Origin of the sequence: Streptomyces sp. NPDC087300 (genome assembly GCF_044744425.1) — a bacterium.
Classification (GTDB): Bacteria; Actinomycetota; Actinomycetes; order Streptomycetales; family Streptomycetaceae; genus Streptomyces.
In genome coordinates, this window is record NZ_JBIUYI010000002.1 from 1 (window position 1) to 12,689 (window position 12,689).

Consider the following 12,689-nt stretch of genomic DNA (forward strand, 5'->3'; position numbering starts at 1 on the left):
CCAACGCTCCGCGTTGCCGCCCTCCTCCGCCTTGCGATCGCACGCACCAGACCCCGCTCCCTGATCCGGCCTGATCCAAACGAAAGACCCTAGTCAGCTCCCGAGCGGCCTGCGGTACGTCAACAGGTAGCGCCAGAAGAGCAGTTGGCGCATCCGGCTGCCGGGCAGGAGGCGGGCGGCCTCGGCGCGGATCTGCGGCAGTCTCATGTCCGGCTCTTTCACGGGCGGCTTGAGCGGGGGCGTGTACGTGCCGCGCAGGCGCTCGGTCGCGTACACCGCCACCCTGGCCACCGCGTTGGCCGGCGATGCCACGACGTCCCACGGGGTCATCCCGGCGTAGCAGCCGAGCACGAGCAGGGTGCCGCCGGGCGCTAGGGCGGCGCGCAGGCGCGTGACCGTGTCGAACGGCACGTGGTGCAGGCTCGCCAGACAGCTGATGACGTCGTAGCGCCCTTCGGGCAGCTCCTCGGTGGTCACGTCGGCCTGCCGGTACCGCACCCCGCCACCGGCCGCCGCCGCCTCGGCGACGACCTCCGCCGACGGGTCGAGCGCGTCGACCTCGTAGCCACGCTCGGCGAGCCGCCGCGCGAAGCGGCCGGTCCCGCAGCCGATGTCGAGCGCGGCGCGGCCGTGCGGCGGTCGGGTCGGGGGCAGCTGCCGCAGGAGCAGGCGGTGGTAGTGGTCGTTGTGGTCGAAGGGCATGCGGGGGAGCTTCGCACACGCCGCGGCGGCGGAGCAGCGCCGCACGGTCGGCGTCTGGCGACATCGATACCGCTGTGACCTGCGCAAACGTATGCCGACGTGGATGCGGGTCCGTGTCCGCGGAAGAAACTTCGAAGAATTTCGGTGACGATGTCGAAACGGGCGTCTCCCGTTCGACGCAGGGGTGAGAGGCGAGGAGAAGCCCCGCCGCCATCCGATGGGAGACCACCATGCCGCGCTATCTGACGATGATCCGCATCGACGAGAACAACGCCCCCGAGGGCGGCCCGAGCCCCGAGCTGCAGGAGCGCATGGGTGCGCTGCTCGAAGAGATCACCAAGGCCGGGGTCATGCTCGACACCGCGGGGCTGCGGCCGACCTCCGAGGGCACCCGGGTGACCTGGGACAAGGGTGAGCTGTCCACCACCGACGGGCCGTTCACCGAGACCAAGGAGGTCATCGGCGGCTACTCGATCTGCCAGGCGAAGGACATGGCGGAGGCGGTCGAGTGGACCAAGCGGTTCCTGAAGACCCACGAGGACTACTGGACGATCACCGCCGAGGTCCGCGAGATCGAGGGCTGACGCTCCGCCTTTGCGGCCGTGGCGCCGGGGTGCTCTGATGGGTGGCCGTGAGCCACCCTCCGGAGCACCCCCGCCGCACCGTGGAAACCGTCTTCCGCATGGAGTCCCCGCGGATCATCGCGGGCGTCGCGCGCATCGTGCGGGACGTCGGGATCGCCGAGGAGCTGGCGCAGGACGCGCTGGTCGCCGCCCTCGAACAGTGGCCGGCCGAGGGCGTGCCCGACAACCCGGGCGCCTGGCTCATGGCCACCGCCAAACACCGCGCCGTCGACCTGGTCCGCCGCCGCGAGCGCTACGCCCGCAAGCTCGCCGAGGTCGGCCGCGACCTGGAGAGCGCGCCGCCGCACGTCGATGAGCCCGCCGACCCGGACGACATCGACGACGACCTCCTGCGCCTCGTCTTCACCGCCTGCCACCCGGTGCTCTCCGCCGAGGCCCGCGTGGCGCTCACGCTGCGGCTGCTCGGCGGCCTGACCACCGCGGAGATCGCGCGCGCCGTGCTCGCCCCCGAACCGACCGTGGCGCAGCGCGTGGTGCGGGCCAAGCGCACCCTCGCCGCGAAGGGCGTCGCCTTCGAGGTCCCCTACGGGCCCGACCGCGACGACCGGCTCGGCTCCGTCCTCGAAGTCATCTACCTCATCTTCAACGAGGGGTACGCGGCCACGGCGGGCGACGACCTGCTGCGCCCCGCCCTCTGCGAGGACGCGCTGCGGCTCGCCCGGGTGCTCGCGGGCCTGATGCCCAAGGAGTCCGAAGTGCACGGCCTCGCCGCGCTGTTGGAGCTCCAGGCGTCCCGCTCGGCGGCGCGGACGGGCCCCGCGGGCGAGCCGGTGCTGCTCGAGGACCAGAGCAGGGCCCGCTGGAACCAGATGCTGATCCGGCGCGGTTACGCCGCGCTGACCCGCGCGCAGGCCACCTCCACCGGCGCCCTCGGCCCCTACGGGCTGCAGGCCGCGATCGCCGCGTGTCACGCCCACGCGGCTACGTACGAGGAGACCGACTGGCAGCAGATCGCCGTGCTCTACGGCCTGCTGGCTGCCCGCACCCCGTCACCGGTGGTCGAACTGAACCGTGCAGTCGCGGTGTCCCGGGCCGAGGGGCCCGAGGCGGGGCTGGCCCTGGTCGACGCGCTTTCCGGTGAACCGGCGTTGCGTGAGTACCACTTGCTGCCCAGTGTGCGGGGGGATCTGCTGGTGCGGCTTGGCCGTTCGGCCGAGGCGCGGGTGGAGTTCGAGCGGGCGGCCTCGCTTGCGCGCAATGTGCGGGAGCGGGAGTTGCTTTTGGTGCGGGCCGCCGGGTGCTGAGGTCTTTTCGGGCCGGTTCGGACTCTGCGGGCTCGCTGTGGCTGGTCGCGCAGCTCCCCGCGCCCCTTACGGGGCACTCAGCCCTGCGGCCCTTACGGGGCACTCAGTCCTGCGCCTCTTACAGGGCCGGGTGGCCGATCAGCATCGTCGGGGCGCCTGCCACCCGGGTCATGAAGACCGTCGCCGCGTTCTTCCCTTGCGGCTTCACCTTGCGGCGCAGTTCCTCCGGTTCCACCGCCGAGCCGCGCTTCTTCACGGTCAGGATCCCGACCTCCCGCTCCCGCAGCAGCGCCTTCAACTTCTTCACGCCGAAGGGGAGTTGGTCGGTGATCTCGTACGCCACCGCGTACGGGGTCGGGTGCAGTGCGTCGGACGTGACGTACGCGATGGTCTCGTCGATCAGCCCGCCCTCGACCCGCGCGGCCACCTCCGCCACCAGGTGCGCGCGGATGACCGCGCCGTCCGGCTCGTACAGATAGCGCCCCACGGGCCGTACCTCGGGGTCCGGCAGCATCGCGTCGAGCGAGGACCACAGGCTCGCGCCGCCGGGCAGCAGCGTCGCGCGGTGCGAGGCGGCGGCGTCCGTGCCGAACCACAGCACCGCCTCCTTCACGTCGCCGCCGTCCGAGATCCACTCCGCCCCCGCCTCGGCGGGTACCGCCTCGTGCGGGATGCCCGGCGCGATCTTCAGCGCGGCGAGCGGCGCCTTCAGCGCGGCGGTGACCGCCCAGGACAGCGGCGGCGAGTACGCCTCGGGGTCGAAGATCCGCCCGCCCGTCGCCCGGCCACCACCCCTGGCCGACGCGCTGCGCGCGGCTCCTCCTCTCGCGCCCCGGCGCGCCGGGTCCACGAAGACCGCGTCGTACGCCGACGTGTCGACCTCGGTGACATCCGCCTCGCGGACCTCGATCAGGTCGGTGAGCCCCAGCGCCTCGGCGTTGGCGCGGGCGACCGCGCAGGTCAGCGGGTCCCGGTCGACGGCGAGCACGGAGATGCCGGCCCGCGCGAGGGCGATCGCGTCGCCGCCGATGCCGCAGCAGAGGTCGGCGAGGGACCGGACGCCGAGCGCCCTGAAGCTCTCGGCGCGGTGCCCGGCGACGGAGGCACGGGTGGACTGCTCGACGCCGTTGGGCGTGAAGAACATCCGGGCCGCGTCCGCCGCGCCGAACTTCGCCGCGGCCCGCTGCCGCAGCCGCGCCTGCGCGAGGGCGGCCGACACCAGCGGGGCGGGATGGTCGCGGCGCAGCCGGGTCGCGGCGGCGAGTTCCTGCGCGGGCGCCACCTCCCGTACCTCGTCGAGCAGGGCCAGGCCCGCGTCGGTGCGCAGGGCGGCGAAGGCGGCGAGGGGGTCGCCGAGGTCGGTCTCGTGGCCGCTCGGCGTGTTCGGGTCGTTCACCTGCCCCATTGTGGGCCAGTCGGTGGATGGTGCGCGGCCGGCGGCGGTGTCGGCCGGTCGACAGGGCCTTGAGCTGCGAGGATCCGGCGCCATGCAACTAGTACGACAAAAGGAAGAATCCGCCAGAAGACGGAAGAATCAGGCTCGCGCAGCGGCCGCCGCGATCACGGTCGTCGCGATCGCGTCGGGCTGTACCGCCGGGGGCGGCTCCGACACCGCCGAACCGGCCCACGGACAGCAGCCGCTCCAGGCCCCGCCCGCCCGCGCCCTGGACTCCTACGCCCAGCGGCTCGGCGTCGCCCAGGCCGCGCGGGCCGCCGCGGCCAAGCGGTGGGGCCTGGCGAAGACCCCGCTCGCGGCGCCCCCGGCCCCCGCGACGAAGCCCCGCCTCACCACCCGCAAGGGCTTCGAGGTCAAGGGCCAGTCGAGCCTGCCGCCCGTCTTCACGACGATCCCGACCAAGGAGAAGGTCGTCTTCCTCACCATCGACGACGGCGCCGAGAAGGACCCGGCGCTGCTGAGGATGATGAGCGACCTGAAGATCCCGTACACCGCGTTCCTCAGCGACTACCTGGTCAAGGAGGACTACGCGTACTTCAAGAAGATGCAGTCGCGCGGCGTCACCCTGAACAACCACACCCTCAACCACCGCTATCTGCCCGGACTCTCGTACGAGGCGCAGCGCCGTGAGATCTGCGGCATGCAGGACGTCATCGCGAAGCACTACGGCAAGCGGCCCGAGCTCTTCCGCCCGCCCTACGGCAACTACAACCAGGACTCCCTGCGCGCCGCCAAGTCCTGCGGCGTCAAGGCGGTCCCGCTGTGGGCGTCGGAGGCGTTCGCCGACCACATGGAGTGGCGCGAGTGGGACCGGGACCTGCATCCCGGCGACATCATCCTCACGCACTTCCGGGGCCGCGCGGACTGGAAGGGCACGATGCCCGACATGGTCCGCAAGGTCATGAAGACGGTCACGGACAAGGGGTACGCGGTGGCCAGGCTGGAGGACTACCTGTGACCCCCCGGGCGCGAGCGCGCCGCCGCCTCCTCGCCGGGGCCCTGCTGTGCGGCGTACTCGCGCCCACGCTCCTCACGGGCTGCGCGGAATCGGTCGACCCGATCGAACGCCTGGGCAGAAAGGCGGCCCAGAAGGTCCCGAAACGAAAGCCGACGGGCCAGGCGGGCCCAGTGCCCCGCTGTGGGCAGGCGTTCCGCAAGGCGGAACCGGTGGGCACAGCCCCCGGCGCGGAGGAGCGAAAAACGAGGCAGGGTGACGTCGCGGAAAGGGAACCCCACCGGGGCGAGGCCCGTTGCCCTGACAGGGGCACCCCCACGCCAACCCCGTCGGGGAGCACCCCAACCCGCTAAAGCCAGGCGCAGCCGATTGGCACTCCGCTTGACCGAGTGCTAATCCCCGTCCTAGTCTCGCTTCTGGCACTCCCCGTTGGAGAGTGCCAACAGCGACGGGCAGGTCCGGCACCCGCGACGACGGATCCACCTGGTCGCCACCCAGACTGTTAACCCCGTAGATCTCCGAAGGGGGAGACCGGATCGTGACGACCGCAAGCTCCAAGGTTGCCATCAAGCCGCTCGAGGACCGCATCGTGGTCCAGCCGCTCGACGCCGAGCAGACCACGGCCTCCGGCCTGGTCATTCCGGACACCGCCAAGGAGAAGCCCCAGGAGGGCGTCGTCCTGGCCGTGGGCCCGGGCCGCTTCGAGAACGGCGAGCGTCTGCCGCTCGACGTGAAGACCGGCGACATCGTGCTGTACAGCAAGTACGGCGGCACCGAGGTGAAGTACAACGGCGAGGAGTACCTCGTCCTCTCGGCTCGCGACGTGCTCGCGATCGTCGAGAAGTAGTTCACCCGAAGCAGAAGCACTGCTTTGAGCTGCGCCCCTGGTCACCCAGCTGATGCCGGGCGGCGAGGGGCGCAGTTCGTTGCTGAACATTCCGGGGGATCCCCCCGGACCCCCCTGAGTTTTCGAGAGGGCTGAACCGCTCCCATGGCGAAGATCCTGAAGTTCGACGAGGACGCCCGTCGCGCCCTTGAGCGCGGCGTCAACAAGCTTGCCGACACGGTGAAGGTGACGATCGGCCCCCGCGGCCGCAACGTCGTCATCGACAAGAAGTTCGGCGCCCCGACCATCACCAACGACGGCGTCACCATCGCCCGTGAGGTCGAGGTCGAGGACCCGTACGAGAACCTCGGCGCCCAGCTGGTGAAGGAGGTGGCGACCAAGACCAACGACATCGCTGGTGACGGCACCACCACCGCCACCGTGCTCGCCCAGGCCCTGGTCAAGGAAGGTCTGCGCAACGTAGCCGCCGGCGCCTCCCCGGCCGCCCTGAAGAAGGGCATCGACGCCGCCGTCGCGGCCGTCTCCGAGGAGCTCCTCGCCACCGCCCGTCCGATCGACGACAAGGCCGACATCGCGGCCGTCGCCGGTCTGTCGGCCCAGGACCCGCAGGTCGGCGAGCTCATCGCCGAGGCGATGGACAAGGTCGGCAAGGACGGTGTCATCACCGTCGAGGAGTCCAACACCTTCGGCCTGGAGCTCGACTTCACCGAGGGCATGGCCTTCGACAAGGGCTACCTGTCGCCGTACATGGTGTCCGACCAGGAGCGTATGGAGGCCGTCCTCGACGACCCGTACATCCTGATCCACCAGGGCAAGATCTCCTCCATCCAGGACCTCCTGCCGCTGCTCGAGAAGGTCATCCAGGCCAACGCCTCGAAGCCGCTCCTGATCATCGCCGAGGACGTCGAGGGCGAGGCCCTGTCGACCCTGGTCGTGAACAAGATCCGCGGCACCTTCAACGCCGTCGCGGTGAAGGCCCCCGGCTTCGGCGACCGCCGCAAGGCCATGCTCGGTGACATCGCCACCCTCACCGGCGGCACCGTCATCGCCGAAGAGGTCGGCCTCAAGATCGACCAGGTCGGTCTCGACGTGCTCGGCACCGCCCGCCGCGTGACCATCACCAAGGACGACACGACGATCGTCGACGGCGGTGGCAACAAGACCGAGGTCGAGGGCCGCGTCGCCCAGATCAAGGCCGAGATCGACGCCACGGACTCCGACTGGGACCGCGAGAAGCTCCAGGAGCGCCTCGCGAAGCTGGCCGGCGGCGTGTGCGTGATCAAGGTCGGCGCCGCCACCGAGGTGGAGCTGAAGGAGAAGAAGCACCGTCTGGAGGACGCCATCTCCGCGACCCGCGCCGCGGTCGAGGAGGGCATCGTCTCCGGTGGTGGCTCCGCTCTGGTGCACGCCGTCAAGGTCCTCGAGGGCAACCTCGGCAAGGAGGGCGACGAGGCCACCGGTGTCGCCGTCGTCCGCCGCGCCGCCGTCGAGCCGCTGCGCTGGATCGCCGAGAACGCCGGCCTCGAGGGCTACGTCATCACCTCGAAGGTCGCCGAGCTCGACAAGGGCTTCGGCTTCAACGCCGCGACCGGTGAGTACGGCGACCTGGTGAAGGCCGGTCTCCTCGACCCGGTCAAGGTCACCCGCTCCGCCCTGGAGAACGCCGCGTCCATCGCGTCGCTGCTCCTCACGACCGAGACCCTGGTCGTCGAGAAGCCGGCCGAGGAAGAGGCCGAGGCCGGGCACGGCCACGGTCACGGTCACTCGCACTGAGGCACGAGCTTCCCGGAAAGCCCCCTGTTCCCCTCGGGAACAGGGGGCTTTCCCCATGCCGGTTTGGCACGATGGCGCCATGCGGGTGCGGGGGGATCGCGCGGTGGCGATCAGGGGAGACGCAGACGTCGTCGTCACGGGCGACCACAGTCCGGTGACCCTGGTCCCCCGGGCGCGCTCGGCGTACTGGGAGCAGGTCAAGCGCATCGTGCCGCCTCGATGCGCCGGGCGCGAGAGCGAGTTGGCGGCGCTCGCCGACATCTGCCGCGCGGCCGACGGGCCGTCCCACACCTGGCTGCGCGGCGGGGCCTGGGCGGGCAAGACCGGGCTCCTGTCCTGGTTCGCGCTGCACCCGCCGCCCGGGGTGCGGATCGTGCCCTTCTTCGTCACGGCCCACTACGGCGCGTACAACGGCGTCGCCGCCTACGTCGAGATCGTCATGGAACAACTCGCCGAACTCGTCGGCGAGAGCCTGCCCGCCCACCTCACCGCCGCGGGCCGCGAGACCCAACTGCTGCGCCTGTACGCGGAAGCCGCCCACGCCTGCGCCGCACGGGGCGAACGCCTGGTCCTCCTGGTCGACGGCCTCGACGAGGACTGCGACGCGACCACGGGACCGGCGGCCCACAGCATCGCGAGCCTGCTCCCGGCCGCCCCGCGCGCGGGCATGCGGATCCTGGTGTCGAGCCGCGACAACCTGCCGCTGCCCACCGACGTGCCGGAGGGGCACCCGCTGCGCGCCCCCGCCGCCGAGTGGCCCCTGACGGACTCGCCGCACGCCCAGGTGGTCCGTGCACAGGCCGAGCGCGAACTGAACCGGCTGCTCGCCGATTCCGAGGAAGCCGATCTGCTGGGTCTGGTCACCGCGGCCCGCGGCGGGCTCACCGTCGCCGACCTGGCGGCGCTGACCGGCAGGTCCCCCTACTGGGTGAAGGACACCCTGCGTACGCGCGCGGGCCGCAGCTTCGCGGTGCGCGAGGGAGCCTGCCTCCTCGCCCACGAAGCGCTGGACGCCATGGCCCTTGAGGTGCTCGAAGGGCCCGCACTGGACGGATACCGGCTGCGGCTGCACGCCTGGGCCGACGACTGGCGCGCCCGCGGCTGGCCGCCGGAGACGCCCGCCTACCTGCTGCGCGGCTACTTCCGGATGCTCCAGCGCGACGGCGACCGGGCACGCGTGGTGCGCTGCGCGCTGGACGAGGCCAGGCACGACCGGATGCTCGCGGTGACCGGAGCCGATGCGTCCGCCATGGCGGAACTGGACGCCGCGGAGCGCCGGCTCATCGCTTCGGACGACCCGGACACCCTGCTCCCGCTGTTCCGGCTGGACATCCACCGCGACAGGATCCGGGGCAGGAGCCACGGCCGTACGGAGACGCTCGCCTGGGCCTGGGCCGCGCTCGGACAGCCGTCGCGCGCGGAGGCCGTGGCGCGCGGCCTGACATCCCCGGTGTTCGTGCGGCCCGCGCTCGCCCGGGTGGCGGAGGAGCTGGCCCGGCAGGGCCACACCGAGCGTGCCACGGCACTGGCGGCCGAGGCCGAGGCGTCCCAGTGGCGCCAGCCGGACCGGCCAGGGGCCGCCGCGGACGCCGTCCTGGTGCACCGGGCCCTGGCCTCCGTGGGGTTGCACGAGCGGGCGGACGCGGTGCTGCGCACGCCCCGGACCCCCCTGGCCGACGCCGACCTCGCGCCGCGGGTCGTCGAGGCGTGGCTGGCGTACGGGGAGTTCGAGCGGGCGCTTGCGGCGGCCCTGGCACAGTCCGCGCCGGGGCCGCGGGCGTCCTGCCTGCGCGCGCTCGTGCGGGCCCTGCTCGTGGCGGGGGAGGAGGACCGGGCGGTGGAGGTCTTCCTGGCCGGTGCGGACGGACTGCCCGCCGGTGCCGGTATGCGCGTCGTGCTGGCCCTGACGCGCAGCGGGCGGGCCGAGGAGGCGAAGGCCCTCTGGCGGCAGGCCCGTTGGCGCGGCGTCACCCTGCGGGACGTCGTCGACGTCGCCGGGGTGCTGGCAGAGGCGGGCCACCCGGACGAGGCGCTCCACCTGTTCGACGAGATCGCGGACGGAGCCGACGGCATCAGCTCCCAGCACGTGGCCCTCCTCCTCGTACGAAGCGGTGAACTCGACTCCGCCGAGGCCCTGTTGACCGGCACGCCGGGTGGCGATGCGGCGTCGGCTCTGGCCGGAGCCCTGGCGCGCAGGGGCGAGGTCAACCGTGTGAAGCGCTTCCTCCGGACCGTTCTCCGGCCCGCCCGCGAGGAGGCGCTGGCCGCCGCCGTGGAGGGCCTCGCCGCGACCGGGCGGTTCCGCGCGGCGGAGTCGCTCGCGGGGTGGGACGGCGCGGCCACCGGGCTCGACCCGCTGGCCAGGGGCGCCGTCACCTGGGCACGGGCCGGGCACAAGGAGGAGGCGCTGGCCTTCCTGGCCCGCGTCGAGGACCGCGTCCGCGACCGGGCCGGCACGCTCGATGCCCTGTCGGACCGCGCCCGGGTGGCACGGGAACTGGCCGTCGCCGGGCACCGCGCCGCGGCCCGTGAGGTTCTCACGGGGATCGAGGAGGCTCTTCGGCGCACGGGTCCCTACTACCGGCCGTACGTGGCGAGCGCGGCGCGGGCGCTGGCGCACGCGGGCGAGGTCGACCGGGCGGGGAAGCTGATCGACCGCCTGCTCCGGGAGACGGAGGGGAACGGCAGCGCGGAGACGGAGGCGTGGCCCGCGTTCGTGCGGGCGTGCGTCGCGGCCGGGCGGTACGAGCGCGCCGAGGAGACGATGACCGCGGCGCGCGGCCGGTCCCGTGACGTACTCCTGGCCGGGGCCATGGCGGTCCTCGCCGAGTGCGGCGAGCGGGCACGGGCGGTGGAGTGCGCCGTCGCCGTGCGGGACTCCCCGTGGCTCTCCGCGGTGACGAAGGCCAGGGCGCTGCACCTGCGGGGACTGCGGGACGAGGCGCGCCTCCTGCTCGCGGCCCCGCCCGGGGCGACGGGGACGGGCCCGGCCCGGTCCGGTGCGGCGGTGGCCCTCGAACTGGCCGAGCGGTTCGAGGCCTGGGCCGCCATCGGGGACCGGCGCAGGGCCGGTGCGGTCGCCGACGAGGTCCTGCGCCGACGCCGCGCCACCTGGGAGATCTCCGTGGGCTGGCGGCTGGTCAGGGCCCTGGTGCGGTCCGGGCTGCACGACAGGGCGAAGTGGTTCGTCCGGCACATCCCGCAGGGCGACGCCCAGGACAGCGCGCGGGAGTCCCTCGTCGAGGCGCTCGTCGAGGCGGGCGAGACCGCGGACGCGCTGAACTGGGCCCGGCCGTTCCTGGTCAGGGGGAGCGGGTTCGCCGATGCCGCCGCGGCCCTCGTGCCCGCGGTCGACGCGGGACGGGGCCGCTCGCTGGCGCTGCACGCGCTGCGGGAGGGCGAGTGGTCGTTCGCGCTCCCCGCGCTCCTGCACCTGGAACCGGCCGCCGTCCCCCTCCTCGTCGACGCCTTCCGCGACAGGCCTACCGCGGCCCGTACTTCCGCCCCGTCCGCGACGTCACCCCACCCAGCAGCGCCCGCGGCGTCACCTTCACCACGCCCATGAGGGCCTTGTAGCGCGGGTCGGGGATCGACAGGGTCCGGCCGCGCGCCAGGTCGGTGAGGGCCGTGGTGACCAGTTTGTCCGCGTCGAGCCACATCCAGTTGGGGATGTTGGACGTGCCCATCCCCGCGCGGTCGTGGAACTCGGTCCGCACGAAGCCGGGGCACAGCGCCATCAGCCGTACGCCGGAGCCCGCCAGGTCCTTCGCCGCGCCCTGGGTGAACTGCGCGATCCACGCCTTGGACGCGCCGTACGTCCCGCGCGGCACGAACGCCGCCACCGACGCCACGTTGACGACGCCGCCCCTGCCCCGCTCCCGCATCGACTCCGTCGCCGCCGACGTCAGCCGGAGCACCGCCTCGCAGTGCACCTTGAGCATGGTCAGCTCGTCGGCGAGGGAGACCTCCAGATAGCGGCCCTTGTTGGCGAACCCGGCGTTGTTGATCAGCAGGTCGACGGGGTCCCTGCGCCGCGAGAGCCGCTCCTCCACGGACTCGATGCCCGGGTCCGTGGAGAGGTCCGCGGTGAGCACCTCCGCCTCGATGCCGTGCCGGTCGTGCAGCTCGGTCGCCTGCTCCCGCAGCCGTTTGGTGTCGCGCGCCACCAGGACGAGGTTGTGCCCGTCGCCCGCGAGCCGCCGCGCGAACGCGGCGCCGATGCCGGCGGTCGATCCCGTAATCAGAGCCGTAGTCATGGTCCAAGGCTAGTGAGCCCGGATCACCGCGGGCGACGTGGTCAACTTCCGTACGCCCTCGGGGGACTACTCCCCGGTTCCGTACTTCTCGACGTACTCGCGTGCGTCGTGGATCGTCTCGGGGTGCAGCGCGGCACCGGCCGCCAGCATCCGCGGCAGCAGCGAACGCTCCGTGGTGATGGCCCGGAAGTGGAGGGCGACGGTGACGTCGTGCGCGGGGCGGTGCGCTATCTCCACCGTGTCGCCCGCCCGGATCTCGCCCGGCTCGATGACCCGCAGATACGCCCCGGGGACGCCGTGCTGGGTGAACCGCTTCACCCACGCCTTCTCGCCGAGGTGCCCCTGGAACGTACGGCAGGGGATGCGGCTGCTCGTCACTTCGAGGAGCGGGCCGGAGCCGCCGATCCGCCAGCGCTCGCCGATGCGCGCGCCGTTCACGTCGATCCCCGACGTCGTGAGGTTCTCGCCGAAGCCGCCGTTGGCCAGCGGCCGCCCAAGGAGCGACTCCCAGGTGTCGAGGTCCTCGCGCGCGAAGACGTACACCGCCTGGTCGTGCCCGCCGTGGTGGCGCTTGTTGCCGATCTCGTCGCCCGCGAGGCCGCTGCCGCCGACGCCCTTCACGCCCGGCGCGGTCACCAGAACGGGTTCGGCGGTCGGCTTCTTGTCGATGGCGGTGCGGCCGTCCGCGGCGTCGGTGTACTCGACGGTCGTGCGGCGGCCCAGATTCACGGAGAGCAGCTTCATGAGAGAAAGGCTAGGCCAGCCCACCCCAAAGCCGCGATGCAATATTTCGCGACATGTCCAAGTGTCGC

General features: G+C 72.6%; 10 protein-coding genes. 6 read left to right on the plus strand and 4 right to left on the minus strand.

The features are described from left to right. Positions 1 to 93: 93 nt before the first annotated feature. Positions 94 to 702, minus strand: coding sequence for a class I SAM-dependent methyltransferase (locus ACIO9J_RS05635; RefSeq protein WP_401993095.1), 609 nt, complete (start codon positions 700 to 702; stop codon positions 94 to 96). Between the two features lie 230 nt (positions 703 to 932). On the opposite strand from ACIO9J_RS05635, the gene ACIO9J_RS05640 reads away from it, so the two are divergent. After that, positions 933 to 1,286, plus strand: coding sequence for a YciI family protein (locus ACIO9J_RS05640; protein WP_401993098.1), 354 nt, complete (start codon positions 933 to 935; stop codon positions 1,284 to 1,286). 98 nt (positions 1,287 to 1,384) lie between these two features. Next, positions 1,385 to 2,590: an RNA polymerase sigma factor gene (locus ACIO9J_RS05645; RefSeq protein WP_401995821.1), complete on the plus strand. Its 1,206-nt coding sequence runs from the start codon at positions 1,385 to 1,387 to the stop codon at positions 2,588 to 2,590. A 118-nt stretch (positions 2,591 to 2,708) separates the two neighbouring features. Here ACIO9J_RS05645 and ACIO9J_RS05650 read toward each other — a convergent pair whose 3' ends face one another. Further along, the gene (locus tag ACIO9J_RS05650) at positions 2,709 to 3,995 is read right to left on the minus strand and encodes a methyltransferase domain-containing protein (protein ID WP_401993101.1); all 1,287 of its coding nucleotides are present in this window, start codon (positions 3,993 to 3,995) and stop codon (positions 2,709 to 2,711) included. Positions 3,996 to 4,077: 82 nt separating this feature from the next. Between ACIO9J_RS05650 and ACIO9J_RS05655 the strand changes: the two genes are divergently transcribed. The 4 genes from ACIO9J_RS05655 (at position 4,078) to ACIO9J_RS05670 (ending at position 11,186) form a co-directional block, all read left to right on the plus strand. Beyond that, positions 4,078 to 5,004, plus strand: coding sequence for a polysaccharide deacetylase family protein (locus tag ACIO9J_RS05655; RefSeq protein ID WP_401993104.1), 927 nt, complete (start codon positions 4,078 to 4,080; stop codon positions 5,002 to 5,004). 535 nt (positions 5,005 to 5,539) lie between these two features. Beyond that, entirely contained in the window at positions 5,540 to 5,848 is a 309-nt protein-coding gene (gene groES / locus ACIO9J_RS05660; protein WP_016434667.1) for a co-chaperone GroES, read from the plus strand. Positions 5,849 to 5,992: 144 nt separating this feature from the next. Next, positions 5,993 to 7,621, plus strand: coding sequence for a chaperonin GroEL (groL, locus tag ACIO9J_RS05665; protein WP_401993107.1), 1,629 nt, complete (start codon positions 5,993 to 5,995; stop codon positions 7,619 to 7,621). A gap of 79 nt (positions 7,622 to 7,700) precedes the next feature. Then, complete coding sequence (locus ACIO9J_RS05670) at positions 7,701 to 11,186, plus strand: hypothetical protein (RefSeq protein WP_401993110.1); 3,486 nt, start codon at positions 7,701 to 7,703, stop codon at positions 11,184 to 11,186. Here ACIO9J_RS05670 and ACIO9J_RS05675 read toward each other — a convergent pair. Together ACIO9J_RS05675 and ACIO9J_RS05680 are read right to left on the minus strand one after the other, a co-directional pair. After that, positions 11,104 to 11,877, minus strand: a complete 774-nt coding sequence (locus ACIO9J_RS05675; RefSeq protein ID WP_401993113.1) for an SDR family NAD(P)-dependent oxidoreductase — start codon at positions 11,875 to 11,877, stop codon at positions 11,104 to 11,106. The two genes, ACIO9J_RS05670 and ACIO9J_RS05675, sit on opposite strands and share 83 nt — an antisense overlap. A gap of 66 nt (positions 11,878 to 11,943) precedes the next feature. Then, positions 11,944 to 12,621, minus strand: coding sequence for an MOSC domain-containing protein (locus ACIO9J_RS05680; protein WP_401993115.1), 678 nt, complete (start codon positions 12,619 to 12,621; stop codon positions 11,944 to 11,946). Positions 12,622 to 12,689 lie beyond the last annotated feature (68 nt).